Origin of the sequence: Hydrogenophaga sp. (assembly GCF_019264445.1) — a bacterium.
Classification (GTDB): Bacteria; Pseudomonadota; Gammaproteobacteria; order Burkholderiales; family Burkholderiaceae_C; genus Hydrogenophaga.
Genome location: NZ_JAHVAB010000047.1, coordinates 1 through 21,905 on the forward strand (window position 1 = coordinate 1; position 21,905 = coordinate 21,905).

Consider the following 21,905-nt stretch of genomic DNA (forward strand, 5'->3'; position numbering starts at 1 on the left):
CCTCGGGGGTGGGCGGTTCGGGCGGTGGGGGTCTCAGGCGTATTCGGGGCCGGCCACGGCTTGCACGATGGCGGTGTGCGCAGGCGCCAGGGCATGGCCGGCATGGCGCACCATGCGCGCAAAGGGGCGCTCGGGCGTGAAGCCGGCGGCCTGCAGGCGCGCTTCCATGCGGGGGCGGCCTTGCGGCACGTCGATCACCAGGGCCTCGGGCCTTGCCGCCGCGATGGCGTCGAGCAGGGCCGCGCCGTCGGCTTCGTCGTGCGCGTGCATCGGGCCGATCTGGGTGGCGGTACGCCCGGGGCGCAGCAGCGCGGTGGCATCGCCCAGGCGCAGGCACATCGCGCCCTCGCGCGCGGCCAGGCCGCGCAGCAAGGCCGCGCGTTCAAAGCCCAGGGCCTGCGCGTCCAGGCGCAGCAGATGGTCGACGCCATTGGCCATGGGGAGTGCACCCCCGGTGACGGCCTCTTGCCTCGCGCGGCGCCACCGTGTGAAACGCCATTGCGGCTCGAAGCCGAACTTTGCATACAGCGCCTCGCCTTGCGGGGTGGCATCCAGCATGGGCACGCGGTGGTCGGCCAGCACTTGAGCCAGGCAGCTGGCAAACACGGCGCGGCCCAGGCCACAGCCTCGTTGCGCAGGGCTCACCAGGATCATGCTGATCCACGACACCGGCGGACCCGGCGCGGTGGGCGCGCCCATGGGCAACACCGCACCGCTGGCGGTGATGGCACAACCCGCGTCGCGCACGGCATGCACCGTGCCGAGCTGGAAGAACTGCGCCCAGTCGGCCGGGAGCTGGTTCCAGTGACTGTGCACCACCAGCTGCTGCAGCTGCGCCTGCACCTCGGGTGTGAGGGCTGGCACGCGCTGCACGGCGATGGCTTCAGTATTTGCCATCCCGCTTCTCGAACTTGGTGGGCTTGCCCAGCATGCGCTGCTCGTGGGCGACCCATTCGGCCACCCAGCCCATCATCTGCTTGAGCGCAATGCGCGGGTAGCCGAACAGGCGCTCGGCCTCGCCGGTGTTCATCAGCCAGGCGGTGGGCGCTTCTTCACCCGTGATTTCCACCGGCTTGCCGAAGCGGCGCGCAAACTCCTGCGCCAGCCAGCGGATGGAGGTGGTTTCCGGGCCGCTCACGTTCAGCGGCGAGGTGGGCACCGTGGCGGCCGCGAGGCAGCGCAGTGCCTGCGCGTTGGCATCGCCCTGCCAGATCACGTTGACGTGGCCCATGGTCACGTCCACCGGCTCGCCGCGCCAGACCTTGGAGGCCACGTCGGCCAGCACGCCGTAGCGCATGTCGATGGCGTAGCTCAGGCGGAACAGGCGCCCCGGGGTCTGGTGCAGTTGTGAAAAGTGTTCGAACAGGCGCTCGCGGCCCACGCAGGACTGCGCGTATTCGCCCGGCGGGTCGGGCGGCAGGTCTTCAGCGGCGCCCTGGCCGTTCACCGGCACAAAGGGGTACACGCAGGCGGTGGAGAAGGCCACGATGCGCGAGCGGCTGAAGGTCTCGGCCACCATGGCGGGCACGAGCGCATTCATCGCCCAGGTGAGCGGCAGGTTGCCGTCGCCACCGAACTTGCGGCCGGCCATGAAGATGATGTTGGGCGCCTGCGGCAAGGCTTGCAGCGCCTGGCGGTCGAGGAGGTCGCAGGCCAGGGTTTCGATGCCGTGGGCGTTGAGGCTTTCCTTCAGGCCGGGCTCGCTGAAGCGGGCCACGGCGATCACGCGGCGGTCTCGCGCCATCGCGTTGCGTGCCAGGCGCGCCAGCGTCGGGCCCATCTTGCCGCCCACGCCGAGGATCATCAGATCGCCCTCGGTGCGCGCCATGTCGCGCACGAGGTCTTGCGAGGGCACGGCCAGAAAGTCGTCCAGCGCCTCTTCCGTGGGGAAACGTTCGGGGAGCGGCAGGTCTTCGAGGAAGGGTCCGTTCAGGGTGTCGTGTGGGGTGGTCATTGCAGTCTCGCGTCCTGGGTGATGAAGAGCCGTTCCAGCAACAGAACGAGCCCGTAGAGAAGAACGCCCAGTGCCGTGATGAGCAGCACGGCCATGAAGACCGCGGGCGTGTCCAGCGAGGCCTGCACCTGGATCATCAGGTAGCCCAGGCCCTTGTCGGAGGCGATGAACTCGCCCACCACGGCACCGGCCACCGCCAGCACGGTGGCGACCTTCATGCCGGAGAACAGGTAAGGCAGGGAGCCCGGCAGCTGGATGTAGCGAAAGAGTTGCCAGCGCGAGCCGTTGAGTGCCTTCACGAGGTCCAGCAGGTCAGGCTCGGTTTCGTTCAGGCCCCGGATCGTGGTGAGCAGGATGGGGAAGAAGCACAGGCTGAACGTGATGAGGATGTTCGGCCCGATGCCGTAGCTGAACCACACGATGATCAACGGACCCATGGCGACCTTGGGCACCATGTTCAGCGTGACCAGCACCGGGAACAGCAGCAGCGTGAGCCGCTTGCTCGTCACGAACAGCAGTGCGCCCAGCACGCCCGCCACCAGGCCCAGCAGGTAACCGCCAAACACCTCCATGGCCGTCACCAGCGTGTTGGAGAACCACGCGTGGCTGGGGTTGTCCAGGGTGGCAAGAATGGCCGACGGCGCGGGCAGCACGAAGCTGCGGACCTCGAAGACGCGCACCACCACTTCCCACAGCACCACCAACGCGATGTGGACACCTGCGATGGTGGCCCAGCGGTGCCAGACAGGGGTATCTCCCGTGCCCTGCACGGGCCTTGCAGCCGGCGCCGTGGCGGCGGCAGGTGGAACGCTCATTTGCAGAACTCCTTCGCATGGGTGCCTGTGCCACGTTGGCAAGCACCTTGCGGCGAATCATAGGGAGCGGGTGATTCGCTGTCAACTATTTAGTTGACAAGAGTTTCCTTGGGTCAGCACTCGATCACGTTGACGGCCAGTCCACCGCGTGAGGTTTCCTTGTATTGGGTCTTCATGTCGGCGCCGGTCTGTGCCATGGTCTTGATGACCTTGTCGAGCGACACGTAGTGCTTGCCGTCGCCGCGCAAGGCCATGCGTGCCGCGTGCACCGCCTTCACCGCGCCCATGGCGTTGCGTTCGATGCAGGGCACCTGCACGCGGCCCCCCACCGGGTCGCAGGTGAGGCCGAGGTTGTGTTCCATGCCGATCTCGGCGGCGTTTTCCACCTGCAGTGGCGTGCCACCCATGACTTCGGCCAGCGCACCCGCCGCCATGGAACAGGCCACGCCCACTTCGCCCTGGCAGCCCACTTCGGCGCCCGAGATGGAAGCGTTTTCCTTGTAGAGGATGGCGATGGCGGCGGCCGTGAGCAGGAAGCGCTCCACACCTTCGGCATTGGCGCCGTTCACGAAGCGCGTGTAGTAGTGCAGCACCGCCGGCACAATGCCGGCCGCGCCATTGGTGGGCGCGGTGACGACGCGGCCACCGGCTGCGTTTTCCTCGTTCACCGCCAGCGCGTACAGGCTTACCCAGTCCAGCACCACCAGCGGGTCGAGCAGGCCGGCCTGCGGGTTCGCATGGAGATCGCGGGCCAGCTGCGGCGCACGGCGGCGGATGTTCAACGCACCGGGCAGCACCCCTTCGCGTGAGCAGCCCGATTGCACGCAGGCCTGCATCACCCCCCACAGGTTCGCGAGCGCCGCCGACGTCTGGTCGGCCGGGCGGTAGACCGCTTCGTTGGCGCGCATCAGCGCGCTGATCGACAGCCCCGTTTCGCGGCAGCGCGCCAACAGCTCATCACCCGTGCGAAAGACATGGGGCACATCGACAGCGGATGCGGCGCCTGGTCCCTGGCTTTGCGCGTCAACCACAAAGCCACCGCCCACCGAGAAGTATTCGCGCGCGTCGATGGTTTCGCCATCCGCATTGCAGGCTTCGAAGCGCATGCCATTGGGATGCCCTGGCAAGGGCTTGCGGAAGTACAGCAGGTGGTCGGGCTCGCTGAAGCGCACCGGCACCTGGCCCGCGAGGTTCAGGCTGCGCGTGGCGCGGATCTGCGCGATGCGGGCTTCCATGGCGGGCACGTCCACCGTTTCGGGCTGTGCGCCTTCCAGGCCCGCCAACACCGCGCCGCTGCTGCCGTGCCCCTTGCCGGTGGCGCCGAGCGAGCCGTGCAGTGCCACGCGCACGCTCGCCACCGAAGGCAGCAAGCCCCGCCGGGCCAGACCATCGACAAACCGGGCGGCCGCGCGCATGGGCCCCACGGTGTGCGAGCTCGACGGGCCGATGCCGATCTTGAAGATGTCGAGCACACTCAGTGTCATGGCCTGCTCCGTGGTTCAGTCGGTGCCCGGGCGCAGGGCATTGAGCGTGAACTCGATGACGTGCTTGCGGCGCTGTGCATGTGCCGCGCGGCTGCTGAGCTTCTTTGCAAAGATGACCGACAGCGTGTGGTTGTTGGAGAAGAAGAAGTACGACAGACCCGCCACCGAGATGTAGAGGTTGATGGCGTCGTAGTCGTCGCGAAACACCTTTTCGGTCACACCGCGCGCGAGCGTGGCCTCGAGCATTTCGACCAGCGGCAGGTGCATCTGCTGCAGCGACGCCGACTCGCGGATGTGCTGGCCCGCGTTGCGGTTTTCATCTGCCAGCAGGGAGATGAATTCGGGGTGCTCACTCAGGTAGTCGAACGAAAAGCCCACCAGAGCGGCCATGGCCTCCGCAGGGGCCATGTCGGCCAGGGACAAGGCGCGCTCCTTCTCGCGCAGCTGGGCATAAACAGCTTCAAGCGCGTCGCGGTAGAGGCCTTCCTTGTTGCCGAAGTAGTGGTAGACCAGCTGCTTGTTCACACCGGCCGAGGCGGCGATGAGGTCGACGCGCGCGCCGGCAAATCCGTTGCGTGCGAACTCTTCGACGGCGGCCACCAGCAACGCTTCGCGGGTGGCCGCGGCGTCGCGCAGCGGCAGGTTGGCGCGCGCCCGGGCGGCGCGGGCGGGGGCCTGTGTGGCCTTTGCAGCGGGGGCGCGCGCCGCCTTTTTGGCGGGGCTTCGGGCTGGGGTCTTTCGCGCGGCGGTGGTCATGAGAGGTTTCCCGTCGTTGTCCTGCGGGTCACTCTACCCGACACGGTGGTGCGGCCTGGCCGCAGGCACCGTGCGTCGCGCGCGGCGCGACGGAGTGACTTTTTCAAACGTCCAGTTGATTATCAACAAAAAAGTTGATACCGTACACATCTCTTCAACCAACCCTGGGTCATCATGAAAAAACTCATCGCCGCAGCGAGCACCGCCCTCTTGTCCCTGGCAGCAGCGTCCGCCTCTGCGGCCGACGTGACGCTCATGCTGAACTGGACGCCCACGGCCGATCACGCACCGCTGTACTACGCCAAGTCGCAAGGTTGGTTCAAGAAAGAAGGGATCGACCTTTCCATCGAGTCGGGTCGGGGTTCGGCCGCCACTGCCCAGCGCGTGGGCTCGGGTGGTTCGCAGATGGGCATTGCCGATTTGCCCACGGCCATGCAGGCGCGCGGCAAGGGCGCCGACCTCACCGCCGTGATGGTGATCTACGCCAACACGCCGCAAGGCTTCTACTGGCTCAAGTCGTCCGGCATCAATGGCCCGAAGGATTTCGTAGGCCGCAAGATCGGCAACCCGCCCGGCGATGCCGCGCGCCTGATGTGGCCGGCCTTTGCCAAGAACGCCGGGATCGACGCCGGATCTGTGAACTTCGTGAACCTCAGCCCGCAAGCCAAGGTGGCCGCACTGAAGGCCAAGTCGGTGGACATCATCTCGGACTTCTACAACGAGCACGACCTCAAGGTGCGCGAGTTTGGCAACGACCTGGGCTTTGCGCCGTGGCGTTCGGTGGGCCTGAACGTGTACGGCAATTCGATCGTGGTGAACCGCGCGTTCCTCGACAAGAACAAGGACCTCGTGGCCAAGTTCGTGGCGGTCACGCAGCGCGCCTACGACGCCTGCGTGAAGTCCTTCGACCCTTGCCTGCAAGCCCTGATGGCGGACGTCAGCGGCCTGAGCGCCGACAACCAGCGCGACCAGTGGGGGCGCATCAAGATGCTGATGCGCGACGACACCACGACCAAGGTGGCGCTCGGCGCATTTGACGCTGGCCGCGTGAAGGCCGACTACGAACTGGTGGGCTCGCTCATCGGCATCGACAAGGCGTTCGACCCCGCCACCATGTTCACCAACGATTTCCTGGACTCTAAGGTGCGCATGACGGGGCAGTGATGGCATGCAGCGGGCCACCTAGCCCGCGATCAGGCTCTCAAGCCTGAGGCTTCAGCCGCAAAACGCCCCGCGCGGCGGCCCGACACGAATGCCCAGGCCAGGTGGTGGCCGTGGCCCTTGAGCAGCAAACCGCCCTGGCCGGTGGAGCCGGCAGCATAGAGGCCTGGCAACACCTGGTCGTTGGCACCCAGCACGCGGTGCTGGGTGTCCACCATCAGGCCGCCCTCGCTGTGCACGAACACCGATCGCACGGGGCCCATGGCCACAAAGGGCCCCGCGCCCAGGGCGCGCACGCCACCTTGCGCGGCGCTGTGCACCAAGGCTGTAGCGTCCATGCCCAGACGTTGCGCCAGCGCCTCCAGCGTGGGCGCTTCAGTGAAGACGTCGGGCCGGTTGCGGCGGTAGTCGGGCACATAGGCATACGCGACACCCGGCGCGGTGGACACGAAGTCCGGCCATTGCGAAAAGCGCTGCGCGAGGGCAGCGTCGATCACGATGTAACCCACCTTGCCGGGCTGGTCGGGCAGGCGCCATGCCGGGCGGTCGCGTTCGTCGCCAAAGCGCTCGCCGCGCCGATTCACCAGCACCGCGCCCGCATCAAACAGCGTGGTGGAGGGCGCCAGCGCCGTGGTGAGGAATTTCATCATCAGCGGACGCAGGATGAAGGGCGGCACGTGGTCGATCGCCCACTCCATGGTGACGGCGAGCCAGCGCCACGGCGGCAGGCGGCGCATGAAGTTTTCGGTGGCTGGCGCAATGAAACGGATCTCGGGCCCGAGGGCCAGGTCACCGTTGACGATGCGTGCGCCCAGCGCTTCGCCCATGCGCTGGCCGTCACCGGTGGCGCTGACGTTCACGCCTTCCACCTTCGCCTCCTGTTCGCCCATGAAGCGCGCCTTGAATTCCGGGCCATTGGTGAAGTCACCGGCGGCCAGCACCACCCCGCCGCGGGCCAGATAGCGCGCAGGCTCGCCAGCACCCTCGCGGCTGGCGCGCACGCCCACCACGCGATCGCCCTCTTGCAGCAGCGCGTTCACGCGCAGCCCGGTGCGAATGTCCACCCCGGCGCGCCTCGCGCGCCGCAGCAGGTGGTAGATGAAGGACCGTGAGTTGGGGAGCACGTTGTGCATGCGCGGTTGGCGGTGCGGCGGTTCGGGCATGGGGCCCATGAAGCGCACGCCCGAATCGAGCAGCCACTGAAAGGTGCCGGGGATCTCGTCGCACAACACGCGGCGTAGGCCATGGTTGTCGCGATCGGCGAGCTCGCCGGCAAAGCCGGGCATGTCGGCCCAGTGGTCGGCCGGCGTGTCCTGGATGCCGCGCCTGCGCTGGTGCGGGGTGCCACTGGAACTCACCGAGCCGATCGACCAGGACGTGGAGCCTCCGGGCTGGGGGTTCTTCTCCAGCAGCACCACGCGCCGCCCGCTTTCGGCCGCCTCGATGGCCGCCGCCAGGCCCGCGCCACCGCCACCCACCACCACCACGTCGAAAGTTTCTTCCTGCAGCATCCACATCCTCACTGACCACCGTCACACGGTCCGGGACTGCTCAAGGTACCCGGGGTCTTCCATCAATCCACCTTGATGTTGGCCGTGGTGATCACGGCGTTCCACTTGGTGGTTTCCATCTGGTTGCGCTTGAGTGCGTCGGCCGGCGTGCCGCCGAGCGCCACCACGCCCTGCGCGTGCCAACGTTCGACCAGATCAGGCGCCTTCAGCACGGCATTGATCTCGGCATTGAGCTTGTTGACGACGGCAGCGGGCACGCCGGCGGGTGCGGAGATGGTGTACCAGGGCACCGACGCGTAACCCGGCACGCCCGCCTCGGCCACGGTGGGCACGTCGGGCAGGCTCGGGTCGCGCTGTGTGCCGGTAACGGCGATCGCACGCACCTTGCCGCTCTTGAGGTGCGGGTGGGCGGTGCCCAGGCTCTCGAAAAGCAACTGGATCTGCCCGCCCAGCAGATCGGCCATGGCCGGTGCGCCCCCGCGGTAGGGCACGTGCACGTAGTCCACCTTGGTCATGTAGCGAAACAGCTCGGCGGCCATGTGCATGGCCGAACCGTTGCCGGCAGAGCCGTAGCTCAACTGGCCTGGCTTGCTTTGCGCCAGTGCCAGCAGCTCTTTCACGGAGTTCGCGGGCACGCTCTGGTTGACCAGCAGCACGCTCGGGCTTTCCGCCACCAGGATCACGGGTTGCAGGTCTTTGGCGGGGTCGTAGCGCAGGTTGTTGTAGAGCTTCACGGCGCCGTTGTGCGCGATGGTGGCAAGCACCAGCGTGTAGCCATCGGGCGCTCCTTTTGCCACCTGCTCGGCACCGGTGTGACCCCCGGTACCAGGCTTGTTTTCGATCACCACCGGTTGCCCCAGGCGCGGCGCCAGGCGCTCGCCCACCATGCGCGCGAGCATGTCGGCCGGCCCGCCCGCGGCATATGGCACCACCAGCTTGATGGGCCGCGAAGGGTACGTATCTTGCGCGAGCACGGGCAGGGCCAGTGCGCCCAAGCCCAGGGCGAGCACTGTTCGATGGAAAGTTCTTTTGAGCATGTCGCTTGTCTCCGGTTCTAAGGGGTGAAGGGCTCAGTCGAGCTGCAGGTTGGCCGCTTCGATCACGCGGTTCCACTTCACCGTTTCGGTCTTGAAAAACGCGGCTGCTTCGGCCGGCGTGTTGGGCGCGTAGTTCAGTCCCAGCTGGTTGTAGCGGGCCACCACTTCTGGCGAAGCCAGCACGCGCTGCACGTCTTTGCTGAGCTTGTCCGCCAGTGCGGCCGGCATGCTGGCTGGCGCTGCAAACGTGAACCACGAAGTACCGCTGTAGCCAGGGACGCCAGACTCGGCGATGGTGGGCACGTCAGGGAACCGCGGATCGCGCCGGGGGCCGGTGACCGCGAGCACGCGCAGCTTGCCGCCCTGGATGTGCGGCATGCTCGACGACATGTTGTCGAACATCACTTGCACCTGGCCGGCCATGAGGTCCACCAGCGCCGGGCCACTGCCCTTGTACGGCACGTGCGCCATGCGCGTGCCGCTGGCCAGTTCGAACAACGCGGTGACCATGTGGATGGACGTACCCGCGCCGGCCGAGGCGTAGTTGACCTTGCCGGGGTGGGCTTTCACGTCGGCCAGAAAATCACCGAAGGTCTTGTAAGGCGAATTGGCAGGTACCACCACCAGGTTGGGCGCTTCGCCCAGGATGGCAATGGGCTGCAGCTCCGTGGCCGGGTTGTAGGTGAGCTTCTTGTAGCTGCCGTAGGCGGCATGAATGCCGATGGTGCCGACCATGAGCGTGTAGCCGTCGCCTGGCGACTTCGCCACGAACTGCGCACCCAGGTGCCCACTGGCGCCGGGCTTGTTCTCCACGATCACGGGCTGCCCATATTGCGCCTGCAGGCGCTCGGCCAGGATGCGCGCGAGGATGTCGACAGCGCCACCGGGCGCCAGCGGCGCGACGATGCGCACCGTGCGGGTCGGATAGTCCTGCGCCTGGGCCAGTGCAGCATTTGCACCGGCCAGGGCGAGCAAGCCGGCAAGGCTCAGCCGGGCGAGGGAACGTCTTTTCATGGGGCTTGTCTCCGGTCGTTGAGTTGGTCGAGCGTGATCACGGGCCGCGCTTCGTAGGGCAGGTTCCACTGCTGGCAATTTCGGGCGTCCACGATCTGCACAGGGAGTTCGATGCGCTCGGGCACAGCCTCGCCGCGCAGATGACTCACCGCGCATTCCGCGGCGAGGTAGGCCATCTGCATGGCGTTGAAATCGGCCGTGGCCAGCATGCGGCCAGCGGCGATGGCGTCGATGGCCTGCGGAATGGCGTTCACGCCCACCACGGTGGCGTGGCGCCCGGCCGCGTCCAGCGCGTCGAGCACGCCCACGGCCATGATGTCGTTGGCCACCAGACAGGCGTCGGGCCCGCCGTGCCCTTGCAGCCATTGCGAGGTGCGCTCACGCGCCACGCTGCGGTCGTAGTCGCCGGCGATCACGCCCGCCACGGCGATGCCGGGGAACGCCGCCACGGCGTCCCGGAAACCCCGCAAGCGTTCATTGCTGGTGTAGGAAGCCTCGGGCCCGGTGACGATGAGCACACGGCCGGCGCCCTGCAAGTGCTGGAACAGGTGGCGTGCAATGCCCAAGGCGAGGGCGTGGTCGTCCGAGCTCACGTAGGACACGCTGGGTGCGGCGTCGATGGGATTGACGAAGCCGATCATGGGAATGCCCGCTTCGGCCACGCGGCGGATGGCTGGGTCCACCTTCGTGGCATGCACAGGCGAGAGCACAAACGCGTCGGGGCGCGGCTGCAAGGCCAGCGCCTCGGCGATGAGCGCGCTCTGTTGCACCGGATCGTCTGGTGTTTGCGGTACGAAATGCAGCACTTCCACACCGCCCAGTGCTGCGGCGGCGCGCTCGGCACCCAGCCGCGCCGCGCCGTAGGCCGGGTTGGTGAGGTTCTTGGTGAACACGGCGAGTCTCATGCGTGGCCGCTCCAGTGCCTGCGCCATCGGCTCACACCATGCCGCCGTTGGGCTGCACGATCTGACCGTGCACCCACGAGGCCTTGTCGGATGCGAGGAAGGCCACCACTTCGGCCACCTCTTCGGGCAGGCCGACGCGGTTGAAAGGGCTCATGCCGGCCGAGCGCGCCACGGCGGCGTCGTCCTTGCCTGCCCGGAAAAGGTCGGTGTCTACCGGCCCCGGTGCGACGCCATTGACGCGCACCTTGCGACCCGCCAGCTCCCTGGACAGCGAACGCAGCAGGCTTTCCACCGCCGCCTTGCTTGCGGTGTACGGACCGCCGCCGGGCACCGCCACGCGCACCATGGAGGTGGTCAGGCCAATGATGTTGCCGCCATCGGCCACGTGGCGCGCCGCGGCGCTGAGCACGTTGAAGGCGCCCACGATGTTGACCTCGACCAGCTTGCGGAAATTGGCAGGGTCAAACTGCGCCAATGGTCCGGGCGGCACGTTGATGCCGGCGTTGGCCAGCACGCAGTGCACCGGCCCGCCAAAGTCGCGCGCAACATCGGCAAACACCTGCTCCACCTGGGCGGCGTCGCAAATGTCGACCGAATAGCCGCGCGTGTGTGAGCCACCGATCTGCGCTGGCAGGCCGGGCGCGCTGCTGACATAGGTGTAGGCCACGTCGTAGCCGCTCTCGGCCAGTTTTTGCACACAGGCCGCGCCGATGCCGCGCGTGCCACCAAATACCAGGGCTTTTTTCTTGCTCATGGGTTCTCCAATCGTTGAGGATCGCGATGTCTTGTCCAGGGCTGACACGGAAGGGGCTGTACCGGGCCGCGGGCAGCGTCCCCCTTCCGGGGGCAAGCCGCGTCAGCGGCGCAGGGGGGTCATGCCTTCCATGGCTTGCCGTAGATCGGTTCCTTGTAGGGAATCGGGGGCAGTTGCCAAGTGCCGGTGGACGGCGGGCGCACTTCGGCGTCCACGTGCACATCAATCACGCAAGGGCGCTTGTTCTTCAGGGCTTGCTGCACGGTGGCGCCGAGGTCCTGCGGGCGCGTCACGGTGTAGCCGTCGGCGCCACACGCCCGGGCCCAGGCAGCGAAGTCGGGGTTGTAGCGCTCGCCCGTGGTGCCGTTGTAGAAGGCGGTGCCGATTTCCCGACCGTCGAACAGGCCGTACTGCAGGTCGCGGATGGCCCCCCAGGCGAAGTTGTTCCACACAATCCAGACCACCGGCAGGTTGTATTCGACGGCTGTGCACAACACGTAGGGCGCCATGGTGAAGCCGCCATCACCCACCACCGCCACGCAGGGCCGGTCGGGTGCCGCCAGCGCAGCGCCCATGACGCCGCACACACCAAAGCCCATGCTGGAGTAGCCCCAGCTGTTGAGCATGCTTTGTGGCCGTTTGGCCTGCCAGAACTGCATGAACCAGTTGTGGTGCACGCCGGAGTCCAGCGCCAGGATCACATCGTCGGGCAACACCTTCTGCAGCGTGCCCACCACAAACTCGGGGCGCAGCGGGTTGGTGCTGTCGCCAAAGTGGGGGCGCACGAACGCTTCCCACTCGGCCTGCCAGCCCTGCACTTCGGCCAGCCAGGGCGCGTAGCGCGCCGCCGTGATGCCGGTGCGCGCGGGCAGCGCGTTGAGCAGCTGGCGCGTGAAGACCTGTATGTCGGCAATCACCCCGAGCGTGGGCGCGTAGTTGCGGCCGAGTTCCTGCGGGTCGATGTCGACATGCACCAGCTTCGTGCTGGGGAAGTTCCACGAATAGCCTTCGTGCCAGCTTGACGAGCTGCGGTCGTCAAAGCGCGTGCCCAGCGTGATGACCAGGTCTGCGCGGCGACCGGCCTCGTTGGCGGGGTAGGCGCCGTTGCGCCCGATGAACCCCAGCGCCAGCGGGTGATCGCCAGCGATGCAACCCATGCCGTTGGGCGAAGTGATGACAGGAATGCCGAGCAGTTCGGCCAGCGTGGTGATCTCCAGGCCGGCTTCCGACAACGTGGCGCCGTGGCCAATGAAAAGCACCGGCTTGTGGGCTGCCGCCAGCAGGTCCAGCGCGGCGGCAACGTCCACGTCGCTGGCGCCGGGGCGGTGAGCGCGGTGGATATGCGAAGGCGGTGGCAGTTCCACGTCGGCTTCTTCCTGGTACACGTTGTACGGAATGTCCAGGTTCACCGGACCGGGCCGACCGGTGACCATGGTGTCCATGGCTTGGCGCAAGGCCAGTGGCAGCATGTCCACGCGCGAGGGCTGGAAAGCGCGCTTGACCACCGGGCGCATCACCTGCGCGAAGTCGGCCTGGTTGTGCTTGTAGAGCTCCTGGAATGGTGCGCGGTTGTGCTGCGAGGTCGGCACATTGGAGGTGATGCACAGGAAGGCCGAGGAGTCCGAGAGCGCGGTGGCACAGGACATCACCATGTTGGCCGAGCCGGGACCAGTGCTGGTGAGCGTGGCCACCGGCTTGTGCTTGACACGAAAGTAGGCGTCGGCCATGTGGCCCGCGCACTGCTCGTGGCGCGGCGAGATCAGCTTGAGCTCATCGCGCACGTCGTACATCGCGTCCAGGATGCCCACGTTGCCGTGACCGCAGATGCCAAACACATAGGGCACCTTTTCCTGAACCAGGTATTGGGCGATCAGCTCGCCGCCTTTCATCTTGGGCATGTCTTGCTTTCGGTCAAATCAAAAGTGTTTGCACTGTCTCACGCGGTCGTGAAGGTCACCACGCGCTCTTCGGTCATTTCGTGCACGGCATAGCGCGGACCTTCGCGGCCAAAGCCGCTGTCCTTGGAGCCGCCGTAAGGCATGAGGTCCACGCGCGAGCTCGAAGTCTCGTTGACGTGCACGCCACCCACTTCCAGCTTCTGGGCCGCCGCCAGCGCATCGCCCAGGCGGTTGGTGAAGAGGCCGGTGGCCAGCCCGAAGGGCGTGGCGTTGACACGGTCGATGGCTTGCGCCAGTGTCTTGAACGGCACGATGCAGACCACGGGGCCGAAGATTTCGCTGCACCCCACGCGCATGCCGTCGTGGATGCGGGTGAGCAACGTGGGCGCCACCACGGCGCCCTCGCGTGTGCCACCGGCCAGGCATTGCGCACCGTCAGCCACCGCCTGCGCCACCCAGTCTTCGATGCGGCGCGCTGCCTCTTCGCTGATCACGGGGCCGACAAACGTCCTGGGGTCCATCGGGTCGCCATAGGGGAGCGCCTTGACCATCTGGGCCAGGCGCGTTTCCACCGTGGCCTGCAGCGATTCATGCACCAGCAGCAGCTGCACCGAGGTACAGACCTGGCCGGCCTTGCGGTAGCCCGCATTGACGATCTTGGGCAAGGCCATGTCGAGGTCGGCGTCCTCACAGACGATGGTGCAGGCGATGGAGCCGAGCTCCATCTGCGTGCGCCGAAGGCCCGCCGCCTGCTGGATCAGGCGGCCCACCTCGGTGCTGCCGGTGAAAGCAAAGAAGCGCACGCGGTCATCGGCCTGCAGATGCCGCACCACGTCGCCACTGCCGTGCAGCAGGGTGAGAAAGCCCGGGGGCACGCCGGCGTCCAGCAGCACCTGCACCAGCAGGCTGGCCGTGAAGGGCGTGTGTGTGGACGGTTTGAGAATGAGCGCGTTGCCCGCAGCCAGGGCCGGCGCGACCTTGTGTGTGACGGTGTTCAGCGGCGAATTGAACGGCGTGATGGCGGCCACCACGCCCAGCGGCACACGCAGCGTGAAGCCCAGGCGACCGGCCTGCCCGGGCGCGCCGGCGAGGGGAATCACGTCGCCCGCCAGGCGCCGTGCCTCCTCCGACGACAGCCGCAGCGTCTGAATGCAGCGCCGCACCTCGCCCGTGGCGTCGGCCTGGGTGAAGCCGGCTTCGATCTGCATGGTGCGCACGAAGGTCGGCAGGCGCTCCTCCATCAGCGCGGCGGCACGGTCGAGCACCATGCCACGTTCGTAGGCCACCGGGGCGCCACGGCGGAAGGCCGCATGTGCCGCATCCACGGCCAGGCGTACTTGCGCCGCGTCGGCGGTGGCAATGGTGGCGCAGGGTTGCAGCCGGAACTTGTCCTGCACGGTGACGCGGGGACCAGCGCCTTCGACCCAGGCGCCAGCAATCAACAACTGGTGCGTCGCACCCATGGCCGTGTCAAACACGGCGGTGGCCTGTCGGTCCATCAGCGCGTCTCCTCGTCGTCGCTCGCGGGCGTGGTGATCACCAGGAACACCAGGCCTTGCGTGCCCGTGTTGGTGAAGCTGTGCCGCACGCCGGGGGGCACATACACGTAGTCGTGGGGGCGCATCAGGTTCTTTGTGTCATCCAGCGTGAGGATGCCCTCGCCCTCGAGCACGTAGTACACCTGCTCCTGCACCTTGTGCACGTGTTCTTCCACGTAGGCGGCAGGGGCGTAGCGCGAAATGCGGAAGTCCACGCGCGAGCTGCCGGTGGTTCCTGGCCCGGCAAGCTCCTTGGACAGGGCGCCGCCGAAATGGCCCGGGTATTCCTTCCAGGGCATGTTGGCCATCTTCTCCAGCAGCAGTCGCAGCGCCGGTTTCTGGTTCATGTTGTGTCCTTCCTAGTGGTTGTCAGAGCCAGAGGATCTGTTTGCGGTAATCGAGATCGGTGAGCAGCGGCTCGGCCGGCCCTTCATGGAACACGGCGCCACGCTCCAGCGCGTAGACGCGGTCGGCCAGCGCGAGCACGAGGTCGAGGTTGTGTTCGACGATGACGATGGAGATGTGCTGGCGCAGCCGGTCGAACACGGTGAAGAGTTCCTGCACCACCGTGGGGGCCAGACCTTCGAACGGTTCGTCGAGCAAGAGCAGCTTCACGTTGCCCGAGAGCGCTCGCGCCACGGCCACCATCTGCTGCTCGCCGCCAGACAGATAGTCCGCCGCAATGTGCATGCGCTCCTTGATGCGCGGGAAGAACTCGAAGATCTTCTCTTCGTCCCACACCACGCCGGTGCTGCCGTCGGTGGGCCGGGACAAGCGGCCGAGCGACAGGTTTTCGGCCACGGTCATGCCCGCGAACAGCCCGCGGCCCTGAGGCACGTAACCAATACCCAGCCGCGCGATGTCGGGTGCGCTCAGACCGGCAATGTCCCGCCCGTTGAACATCACACGGCCGCTGGCGGGTGGCACCAGTCCCATGAGGCTCTTGAGCAGTGTGGACTTGCCCGCCCCGTTGCGTCCGAGCAGGGCCACGATCTCGCCTCCGCGAACCTGCAGGCTGGCGTCATTGAGGATGTGGCTCTTGCCGTAGAAGGCATTGACCTGGTCGAAGTCCAGCACCAAGGCGCGGTCGCCGGTTGCCTCCCCGGTGCGCCCGGTCACGGGTGGCGTGCCGGTGCCGGTGTAGATGGCCTGGACGCGGGCGTCGTCGCGCACTTCGGCGGGCGAACCGCTCATCAGCACCTCGCCCTGGTTCATCACCGTCACGCGGTGCGACAGCGCGAGCACGCGGTCAATGTCGTGCTCCACGATGAGCACCGGAATGTTGCTGGCGATGGTGGTCACCAGCCGCGAGACACGCTCGCGCTCGGCGGCGGCCAGCCCGGCCAGTGGCTCGTCCATCAGCAACACCTGGGGCTTGGACCCCAGCGCGATGCCCAGATCCACCAAGCGTTGTCCGCCGTACGACAGGTCGCCGCCGCCCACCGCCTCCATGCCCTGCAGCCCGAGAAATTTCATGAGCTCGGCCGTCTCGGCATGGATCTCGGGATAGCTGTCGATGTCGCGCCAGATGTTGAAGCGCGCCGGGTGCCGCGCCTGCAGCGACAGGCGCAGGTTTTCCTCAATCGTCAGACCCTTGAAAAGGTTGGTGATCTGGAACGAGCGCGCCAGGCCTTGCTGGCAGATGCGGTCGGGCGCCAGCGCGTGAATGGGCTGCCCGTGCAGGCGAACGCTGCCGGTGCTGGGCGGGAACATGCCCGAGATCAGGTTGAAGGTGGTCGTCTTTCCGGCACCATTGGGGCCGATCAGCGCGTGGATCTGGCCGGCCTGCACCGAGAGATTGGCACCGCGCACCGCCTGGATGCCGCCAAATCGCATGCCGATGTCGCTGGCTTCCAGCACCGCGCCATCGCGCCGCTTGGGCCGAAGAAACTCCGGCAGGGGCAGGCCTTCGTAGATCTTGCGCTTGCTCATGGCCGCGCCGTCTTCGGGCGGTGGCCGCAGGCGCCGCTGGATCTGCCCCCAGATGCCGGTGAGGCCCGACGGCGAGAAGATGATGAAGCCAACGAAAATGAGGCCGAACCACAGCAGCCAGTTGTCGGTCCACATCGAGAACAGCTCGCGAAACAGCAGAAAGAACACCGCGCCCAGCGCCGGGCCCAGAAAGCTGTGCATGCCACCGATCACCACCATCGCCAGCAATTCGCCAGAGAAGTGCACGGCAGTGGACTCGGCCGCCGCCAGGCGGTGCAGAAACACCATGAGCGAGCCGGCCAGGCCGGTGACCGTAGCCGACAGCACAAAGGCCACCAGCTTGTAGCGCTCGACGTTGTAGCCCTGAAAGGTGGCGCGCTGCTGGTTCTCACGGATGGCCACCAGCACATGCCCGAAGGGCGAACGCACCACGCGGTGCAGCAACACCAGCACCGCAAAGCCAATGAGCGCGGCGAACACGTAGTAGCTCAGGTGGCCGTTGAGATCGATCGGCCCGAAGGTGGCGCGCTCGATGCCGCCAAGACCGCCCTCGCCGCCAGTCAGGCTGGTCCAGCGGAACGAGATGGCGAAGGTCAGCGCGCACAGCGCCAGCGTCAGCAGCGAAAAGTACACCCCACGCCGACGCAGGATGAGAAAGCCGATGACCAGTGAGAGCGTGGCGGTGAACAGCACCGAAAACAACATGGGCAGCAGCATCTGGTTCTTGAACCAGTGCAGTTGCGCCAGGCCGGCGGCATAACCGCCAATGCCGAACCAGGCCGCATGGCCGAAGGAAACCAGGCCGGTGTAGCCCACCAGCAGATTCAGCCCCATGGCCGCCACGGCCAGGATGACCACCACCGTGGCGGAATCCAGCGTGAGGCCGATGGCCTGGAACACAAGGGGCAGGGCCACCAGGCCCACGGCGCCGATCCACAGGGCGCGGTGTTTGGAAGTCAGAAAGGACAACATGGTTCGGGATCTCACTCGAAGCGCTCGATGCGCTCGCCCAGCAGGCCGCGCGGACGGAACATCAGGACCAGGAACATCAGGACATACATCGATGCCTCGCTGGCCGCCGGCATGAAGTGGGTGGTGATGCCCCGCACCACGCCCACCAGAAGCGCCGCGGCCACCACGCCCCAAAAACTGCCCAGGCCACCGATGACGACCACCACAAAGGCCACCGTCATGATCTCCATGCCCATGGCCGGATGCACGATGGCAATCGGGCCGAACAGCACGCCGCCCAGCGCTGCCGTGGCCACGCCCAGCACGACGATGGCTGTCATGTAGGGCTGCAGCTTGATGCCCAGGGCCGCCACCATGTCGGGCTTTTGCACACCGGCGCGAACCACGCGGCCAAAGGCGGTCTTGTGCATCAAAAGCCAGATGCCGGTCATGACCACGATCACCACCGCCAGGATGAAGAGACGGTATTTCGACAGCAGAAACTCGCCCAACATCACACTGCCCTTGAACTCGGGTGGCATGGTGGAGGCCAATGGGGCAGAGCCCCAGATCATGCGCAAGGCCTGCTCGGCCACCAGCGCCAACCCGAAGGTGACCAAGAGGCTGAGGATCGGGTCGGCCGCGTAAAAGCGGCGCAACAGAAACCGTTCGAACAGGATGCCTAGCAAGCCCACCAGCAAAGGCGTGATGAGAATGCTCGGGCCGAAGCCGGTGACCTTGATGACTTCGAGCGACAGGTAGGCGCCCAGCGCATAAAAGGCGCCGTGCGCCAGGTTGACGATGCCACCCACGCTGAAGATGAGCGACAGGCCCAGGGCCAGCAGCAAGTAGTAGCCCCCGAGCACCAGGCCGTTGACGACCTGCTCGAGCAGAAAGACGATTTCCATGGGAGTCCGGAAAGGGAAGGAAAACCGGCACCGAGCGGTGCCGGAAAGGGCCGCTCAGCGCGCGTTTACATCTTGCAAACGCTCTCCGACTTCGGCGGGGCGAGCTTTTCAAGGGGCTCGTTGGCGCCAGGCACGGCTTCACCGAACTGCAGAAAGTCCTGCTTGTTTCTGGCCTGCCCCTTGGGCTTGACGGTGAAGGGATAGGCCTCCTGCATGAGCTGATGGTCCCAGCTGCGGAAGTACGCCTTGCGTGCCTTGAGCACGTCGAATTGCGCCTCGCTCTCGAAGTACGCAATGACCTTGTCGGTGTCCACAGACTTGGTTTCCTTGATCGCCTGCACCAGCATCATCAAGGACACGTATTCGATCCAGGCGTGGTTCTCGGGGATGCGGCCGTACTTCTTGGTGAACTTCTCCACAAACGCCTGCGAGCCCGGTGTCTTGAGTTCGTGGTGCCACACCGTAGGCCAGATGCCGCCCAGGTTGCCTTCACCGGCTGCCCACGCATCGGCGGTGTTCAGGTTGAAACCCGCCACCGGAATCTGCAGACCAAACTCCGCGTACTGCTTTACAAAGTTGGTGACCTGGTTGCCGCCCAGGTTGGTGGCAATGAGATCGGGCCGCGCCTGGCGGATCTTGATCATCTGCGAGCTGAAGTCCGTGAGGTCGGTAGGGACCAGCTCATCGCCAATGACGGTGCCGCCGTTGGCCGCGAAGAAGCGCTTGGCCTGGCGCGAGAGATCGTGGCCAAAAAGGTAGTCGGAGGTCAGCGCATAGATCTTCTTGCCCTTGACCAGGCCCTCGCGCATCAACGCTTCACCCGCAGCGTTGACCATCACGGTGACCGGGATGTCGACGTGGAAGGTGTAGCGATTGCAGTCTTTGCCGCGCAGGGCATCGGAGCGCGCGCCGATGCTCATGAACAGGGTTTTGTTGCGTGCGGCCACCTGGGAGATGGTGAGCGCCGAAGCGGAGTTGATCTCGCCCATGAGGAAGGCCACCTTGTCGCGCTCGATCATGCGCTGCGCCTTGCTCGAAGCAGTCTGCGGGTTCACCGAGTCCTCGCTGATCAGATCGATCTGGCGGCCCAGCACACCACCGGCGGCATTCACTTCTTCCACCGCCATCTTGATGCCCTGCACGGCATAGTCGCCTAAAGCGCCCAGAAAGCCGGTGAGCGGTGTGAGATGCCCGATTCTGATTTTTTCAGCCTGCGCATTGGCCACCATGGGCAAGCCCAGTGCCGCGCTGCCTGCCACCAGGGCACCGGTCTTGAGCATCGTGCGGCGATGCGCCGAAGCCACCTGCGATTGCGTTTTCGATTCCATGCGCTTGTCTCCTGTTGTAAGGGTCTTCCGGGATGCAGGCGCGATCATAGGAAGGACCTTCTCAGAGGGAAAATACTGTTTTCCGAGATGGGCTATCGCTTTTGCTTATGGCCTTGTCCACTATGCTCGGCGCACACCAGAAGGAGACACGGCATGGACCTGCGACAACTCAAATACTTTGTGCAGATCGTGGAAAGCGGGAGCCTTGCGAAGGCTTCACGCCAGCTCTACATCGCGCAGCCGGCGCTGAGCCAGCACGTGGCCAAACTTGAAGCAGAGGTCGGAAAGCCCCTGCTCATCCGCACCGCCAAGGGTGTCACGCCCACGGAGAACGGTGCAGCCTTGCACCACCACGCCCGCTTCATGCTGCGCCAGCTGGACCAGGCTCTGTCGATCGCGCGGCAGGAGCCGGGCACCGTGCACGGCATGGTGTCGGTGGGCCTGGCGGCCACCACGGTGTGCGCGGTAGGCGTGCCCTTCATGCGTCGGGTTCGCGAGAAGTACCCGGGCGTGGTGCTCAACGTGGTGGAGGGCATGAGCGGCCACCTGGCGCAGATGATGCGGCTGGGCCAGCTCGACCTGGCCATCCTGTTCAGCCGCGACGCCGTGCCCGACCTGCCCGCCGAACCGCTGGTGGAGGAAGAGCTCTTCGTCATGCTGCCCGACGACAGCGACCTTGTGGCCCCGCGCCGCATCAAGCTCAGCTGCGCGGAAACGGCCGAGCTGCCCCTCATCTTGCCCACCGGCATTCACGGCCTGCGCCGCCGCATCTCCGCCGAGTTCGAGCAGCGCAATCTGACCACGCGCATCGTGGCTGAGATCGATTCACTCTCGCTGCTGATGACCTGCGTGCGCGACGGCATGGGCGCCACCATCAAGCCCATGTCAGCCGCGCTGCTCGAGGGAAAAATGCGCGAGCACTGGCGCACCCTGGCGTTTTCCGACGCCGACATGAAGCGACCGAACTATCTGTTTTCAGTGGTGGCCGACCGCCTCACGCCTGCGGCAGCGGCGGTACGCGCTGAGCTGCGGGAAACGGTGAAAGACTTGGTGACCAGTGGGGACTGGCGAGGCGTGAACCTGATCTGACGGGGTGGGGCCACTGGCCTGCGCCATGCTCTTTTGCCGCTGCGGGTCTGCGTTAACCTGCTAACCCACGCGCATCCGTTTCACCCCTCAAGGCCTCTGGCCCAAGGAGCACCCATTTGACAGAGCCCACCCAGCACCTGCCGCATGCCCCGCTGCCCGACTACTACCGCGACGAAGCCGACCACACGCGCTACGTGCGCCGCATCTTCGACGAGACCGCCGTCGACTACGACCGGATCGAACGCACGATGGCATTCGGATCGGGCAGCTGGTACCGGCGCGAAGCCTTGGTGCGGGCCGGTCTGGCCGCGGGCGACAAGGTGGTGGACGTGGGCATTGGCACCGGCCTGCTGGCGCGACAGGCCTGCGCCGTGATCGGCGAGAAAGGTCGCCTCATCGGCGTGGACCCCAGCCCCGGCATGCTCGCGCAGGTGGACCTGCCCGGCATCGAGTTGCGCGAAGGCATCGCAGAGGCGCTGCCTTGCGCCGATGGCGAAGCGGACTTTCTGAGCTTTGGCTACGCCTTCCGGCACGTGTCGGACGTGGACGCTGCGCTGCGCGAGTTTCACCGCGTCGTGCGGCCGGGCGGGCGCGTGCTGATTCTGGAAATCAGCCAGCCTTCGAGCGGCTTCTCGCGCGCGATGCTGAAGTTCTACATGCGCCGCATCGTGCCGACGCTGGCGCGCGTGGTGGCCCGCGCGCGCGGCAGCGCGGAGCTGTGGCGCTTCTACTGGGACACGATCGAATCGTGCATTCCGCCGGAGCAGATCCTCCAGGCCATGGAGCGCGCCGGCTTCGTGCAGGTCAAGCGCCACACGGAGCTGGGGATCTTCTCGGAGTACACGGCCATTCGGCCGTGATGAGAGCCCG

19 protein-coding genes are annotated in these 21,905 nt (G+C 66.4%); 3 read left to right on the top strand and 16 right to left on the bottom strand.

What is annotated here, in order from left to right; genetic code table 11:
• Positions 1 to 33: 33 nt before the first annotated feature.
• From KXJ60_RS08650 to KXJ60_RS08670, 5 genes are all read right to left on the bottom strand, one after another.
• Entirely contained in the window at positions 34 to 897 is an 864-nt protein-coding gene (locus KXJ60_RS08650; RefSeq protein WP_291126337.1) for a GNAT family N-acetyltransferase, read from the bottom strand.
• Positions 884 to 1,954: an NAD(P)-dependent oxidoreductase gene (locus KXJ60_RS08655; protein ID WP_291126339.1), complete on the bottom strand. Its 1,071-nt coding sequence runs from the start codon at positions 1,952 to 1,954 to the stop codon at positions 884 to 886. The genes KXJ60_RS08650 and KXJ60_RS08655 overlap by 14 nt, the downstream gene beginning before the upstream one ends.
• Complete coding sequence (locus KXJ60_RS08660; protein ID WP_291126341.1) at positions 1,951 to 2,769, bottom strand: ABC transporter permease; 819 nt, start codon at positions 2,767 to 2,769, stop codon at positions 1,951 to 1,953. Before KXJ60_RS08660 ends, KXJ60_RS08655 begins: the two co-directional genes overlap by 4 nt.
• 113 nt (positions 2,770 to 2,882) lie before the next feature.
• Positions 2,883 to 4,253 carry an L-serine ammonia-lyase gene (locus tag KXJ60_RS08665; RefSeq protein WP_291126343.1) on the bottom strand — a complete coding sequence of 457 codons (1,371 nt, stop codon included), beginning with the start codon at positions 4,251 to 4,253 and terminating at the stop codon, positions 2,883 to 2,885.
• A 15-nt stretch (positions 4,254 to 4,268) separates the two neighbouring features.
• The gene (locus KXJ60_RS08670) at positions 4,269 to 5,009 is read right to left on the bottom strand and encodes a TetR/AcrR family transcriptional regulator (RefSeq protein WP_291126345.1); all 741 of its coding nucleotides are present in this window, start codon (positions 5,007 to 5,009) and stop codon (positions 4,269 to 4,271) included.
• Positions 5,010 to 5,183: 174 nt separating this feature from the next.
• Here KXJ60_RS08670 and KXJ60_RS08675 point away from each other — a divergent pair, with 174 nt between their 5' ends.
• Entirely contained in the window at positions 5,184 to 6,173 is a 990-nt protein-coding gene (locus tag KXJ60_RS08675) for an ABC transporter substrate-binding protein (RefSeq protein ID WP_291126347.1), read from the top strand.
• A 29-nt stretch (positions 6,174 to 6,202) separates the two neighbouring features.
• Here KXJ60_RS08675 and KXJ60_RS08680 read toward each other — a convergent pair whose 3' ends face one another.
• The 11 genes from KXJ60_RS08680 to KXJ60_RS08730 form a co-directional block, all read right to left on the bottom strand.
• On the bottom strand, positions 6,203 to 7,681 hold the full coding sequence (locus KXJ60_RS08680) for an FAD-dependent oxidoreductase (protein WP_291126349.1): 1,479 nt from the start codon (positions 7,679 to 7,681) through the stop codon (positions 6,203 to 6,205).
• A 62-nt stretch (positions 7,682 to 7,743) separates the two neighbouring features.
• Entirely contained in the window at positions 7,744 to 8,718 is a 975-nt protein-coding gene (locus tag KXJ60_RS08685) for a tripartite tricarboxylate transporter substrate binding protein (protein ID WP_291126350.1), read from the bottom strand.
• A gap of 33 nt (positions 8,719 to 8,751) precedes the next feature.
• Positions 8,752 to 9,732, bottom strand: a complete 981-nt coding sequence (locus KXJ60_RS08690) for a tripartite tricarboxylate transporter substrate binding protein (RefSeq protein WP_291126352.1) — start codon at positions 9,730 to 9,732, stop codon at positions 8,752 to 8,754.
• Positions 9,729 to 10,637 carry a sugar ABC transporter substrate-binding protein gene (locus KXJ60_RS08695; RefSeq protein WP_291126354.1) on the bottom strand — a complete coding sequence of 303 codons (909 nt, stop codon included), beginning with the start codon at positions 10,635 to 10,637 and terminating at the stop codon, positions 9,729 to 9,731. The genes KXJ60_RS08690 and KXJ60_RS08695 overlap by 4 nt, the downstream gene beginning before the upstream one ends.
• A 31-nt stretch (positions 10,638 to 10,668) precedes the next feature.
• The gene (locus KXJ60_RS08700) at positions 10,669 to 11,391 is read right to left on the bottom strand and encodes an SDR family oxidoreductase (RefSeq protein ID WP_291126356.1); all 723 of its coding nucleotides are present in this window, start codon (positions 11,389 to 11,391) and stop codon (positions 10,669 to 10,671) included.
• Between the two features lie 119 nt (positions 11,392 to 11,510).
• Positions 11,511 to 13,289 carry a thiamine pyrophosphate-binding protein gene (locus KXJ60_RS08705; protein WP_291126358.1) on the bottom strand — a complete coding sequence of 593 codons (1,779 nt, stop codon included), beginning with the start codon at positions 13,287 to 13,289 and terminating at the stop codon, positions 11,511 to 11,513.
• 38 nt (positions 13,290 to 13,327) lie between these two features.
• The gene (locus KXJ60_RS08710; protein WP_291126360.1) at positions 13,328 to 14,788 is read right to left on the bottom strand and encodes an aldehyde dehydrogenase family protein; all 1,461 of its coding nucleotides are present in this window, start codon (positions 14,786 to 14,788) and stop codon (positions 13,328 to 13,330) included.
• Positions 14,788 to 15,174: a cupin domain-containing protein gene (locus KXJ60_RS08715; RefSeq protein WP_291126362.1), complete on the bottom strand. Its 387-nt coding sequence runs from the start codon at positions 15,172 to 15,174 to the stop codon at positions 14,788 to 14,790. The genes KXJ60_RS08710 and KXJ60_RS08715 overlap by 1 nt, the downstream gene beginning before the upstream one ends.
• A 22-nt stretch (positions 15,175 to 15,196) precedes the next feature.
• Positions 15,197 to 17,731, bottom strand: a complete 2,535-nt coding sequence (locus tag KXJ60_RS08720) for a branched-chain amino acid ABC transporter ATP-binding protein/permease (RefSeq protein ID WP_291126364.1) — start codon at positions 17,729 to 17,731, stop codon at positions 15,197 to 15,199.
• A gap of 11 nt (positions 17,732 to 17,742) precedes the next feature.
• Positions 17,743 to 18,618, bottom strand: coding sequence for a branched-chain amino acid ABC transporter permease (locus tag KXJ60_RS08725; protein ID WP_291126366.1), 876 nt, complete (start codon positions 18,616 to 18,618; stop codon positions 17,743 to 17,745).
• A 65-nt stretch (positions 18,619 to 18,683) separates the two neighbouring features.
• Complete coding sequence (locus KXJ60_RS08730) at positions 18,684 to 19,946, bottom strand: ABC transporter substrate-binding protein (protein WP_291126368.1); 1,263 nt, start codon at positions 19,944 to 19,946, stop codon at positions 18,684 to 18,686.
• Positions 19,947 to 20,099: 153 nt separating this feature from the next.
• Between KXJ60_RS08730 and KXJ60_RS08735 the strand changes: the two genes are divergently transcribed.
• Positions 20,100 to 21,035 (top strand): LysR substrate-binding domain-containing protein, encoded by a 936-nt coding sequence (locus tag KXJ60_RS08735; protein WP_291126370.1) that lies wholly within the window; start codon positions 20,100 to 20,102, stop codon positions 21,033 to 21,035.
• A gap of 116 nt (positions 21,036 to 21,151) precedes the next feature.
• Positions 21,152 to 21,895: a class I SAM-dependent methyltransferase gene (locus KXJ60_RS08740; RefSeq protein WP_291126372.1), complete on the top strand. Its 744-nt coding sequence runs from the start codon at positions 21,152 to 21,154 to the stop codon at positions 21,893 to 21,895.
• Positions 21,896 to 21,905: the final 10 nt, after the last annotated feature.

Excerpts from the sequence above, each read along its gene's own strand:
- KXJ60_RS08650 (WP_291126337.1), bottom strand. The coding sequence starts at position 897 with ATGGCAAATACTGAAGCCATCGCCGTGCAGCGCGTGCCAGCCCTCACA.
- KXJ60_RS08655 (WP_291126339.1), bottom strand. The coding sequence starts at position 1,954 with ATGACCACCCCACACGACACCCTGAACGGACCCTTCCTCGAAGACCTG.
- KXJ60_RS08660 (WP_291126341.1), bottom strand. The coding sequence starts at position 2,769 with ATGAGCGTTCCACCTGCCGCCGCCACGGCGCCGGCTGCAAGGCCCGTG.
- KXJ60_RS08665 (WP_291126343.1), bottom strand. The coding sequence starts at position 4,253 with ATGACACTGAGTGTGCTCGACATCTTCAAGATCGGCATCGGCCCGTCG.
- KXJ60_RS08670 (WP_291126345.1), bottom strand. The coding sequence starts at position 5,009 with ATGACCACCGCCGCGCGAAAGACCCCAGCCCGAAGCCCCGCCAAAAAG.
- KXJ60_RS08675 (WP_291126347.1), top strand. The coding sequence starts at position 5,184 with ATGAAAAAACTCATCGCCGCAGCGAGCACCGCCCTCTTGTCCCTGGCA.
- KXJ60_RS08680 (WP_291126349.1), bottom strand. The coding sequence starts at position 7,681 with ATGCTGCAGGAAGAAACTTTCGACGTGGTGGTGGTGGGTGGCGGTGGC.
- KXJ60_RS08685 (WP_291126350.1), bottom strand. The coding sequence starts at position 8,718 with ATGCTCAAAAGAACTTTCCATCGAACAGTGCTCGCCCTGGGCTTGGGC.
- KXJ60_RS08690 (WP_291126352.1), bottom strand. The coding sequence starts at position 9,732 with ATGAAAAGACGTTCCCTCGCCCGGCTGAGCCTTGCCGGCTTGCTCGCC.
- KXJ60_RS08695 (WP_291126354.1), bottom strand. The coding sequence starts at position 10,637 with ATGAGACTCGCCGTGTTCACCAAGAACCTCACCAACCCGGCCTACGGC.
- KXJ60_RS08700 (WP_291126356.1), bottom strand. The coding sequence starts at position 11,391 with ATGAGCAAGAAAAAAGCCCTGGTATTTGGTGGCACGCGCGGCATCGGC.
- KXJ60_RS08705 (WP_291126358.1), bottom strand. The coding sequence starts at position 13,289 with ATGCCCAAGATGAAAGGCGGCGAGCTGATCGCCCAATACCTGGTTCAG.
- KXJ60_RS08710 (WP_291126360.1), bottom strand. The coding sequence starts at position 14,788 with ATGGACCGACAGGCCACCGCCGTGTTTGACACGGCCATGGGTGCGACG.
- KXJ60_RS08715 (WP_291126362.1), bottom strand. The coding sequence starts at position 15,174 with ATGAACCAGAAACCGGCGCTGCGACTGCTGCTGGAGAAGATGGCCAAC.
- KXJ60_RS08720 (WP_291126364.1), bottom strand. The coding sequence starts at position 17,731 with ATGTTGTCCTTTCTGACTTCCAAACACCGCGCCCTGTGGATCGGCGCC.
- KXJ60_RS08725 (WP_291126366.1), bottom strand. The coding sequence starts at position 18,618 with ATGGAAATCGTCTTTCTGCTCGAGCAGGTCGTCAACGGCCTGGTGCTC.
- KXJ60_RS08730 (WP_291126368.1), bottom strand. The coding sequence starts at position 19,946 with ATGGAATCGAAAACGCAATCGCAGGTGGCTTCGGCGCATCGCCGCACG.
- KXJ60_RS08735 (WP_291126370.1), top strand. The coding sequence starts at position 20,100 with ATGGACCTGCGACAACTCAAATACTTTGTGCAGATCGTGGAAAGCGGG.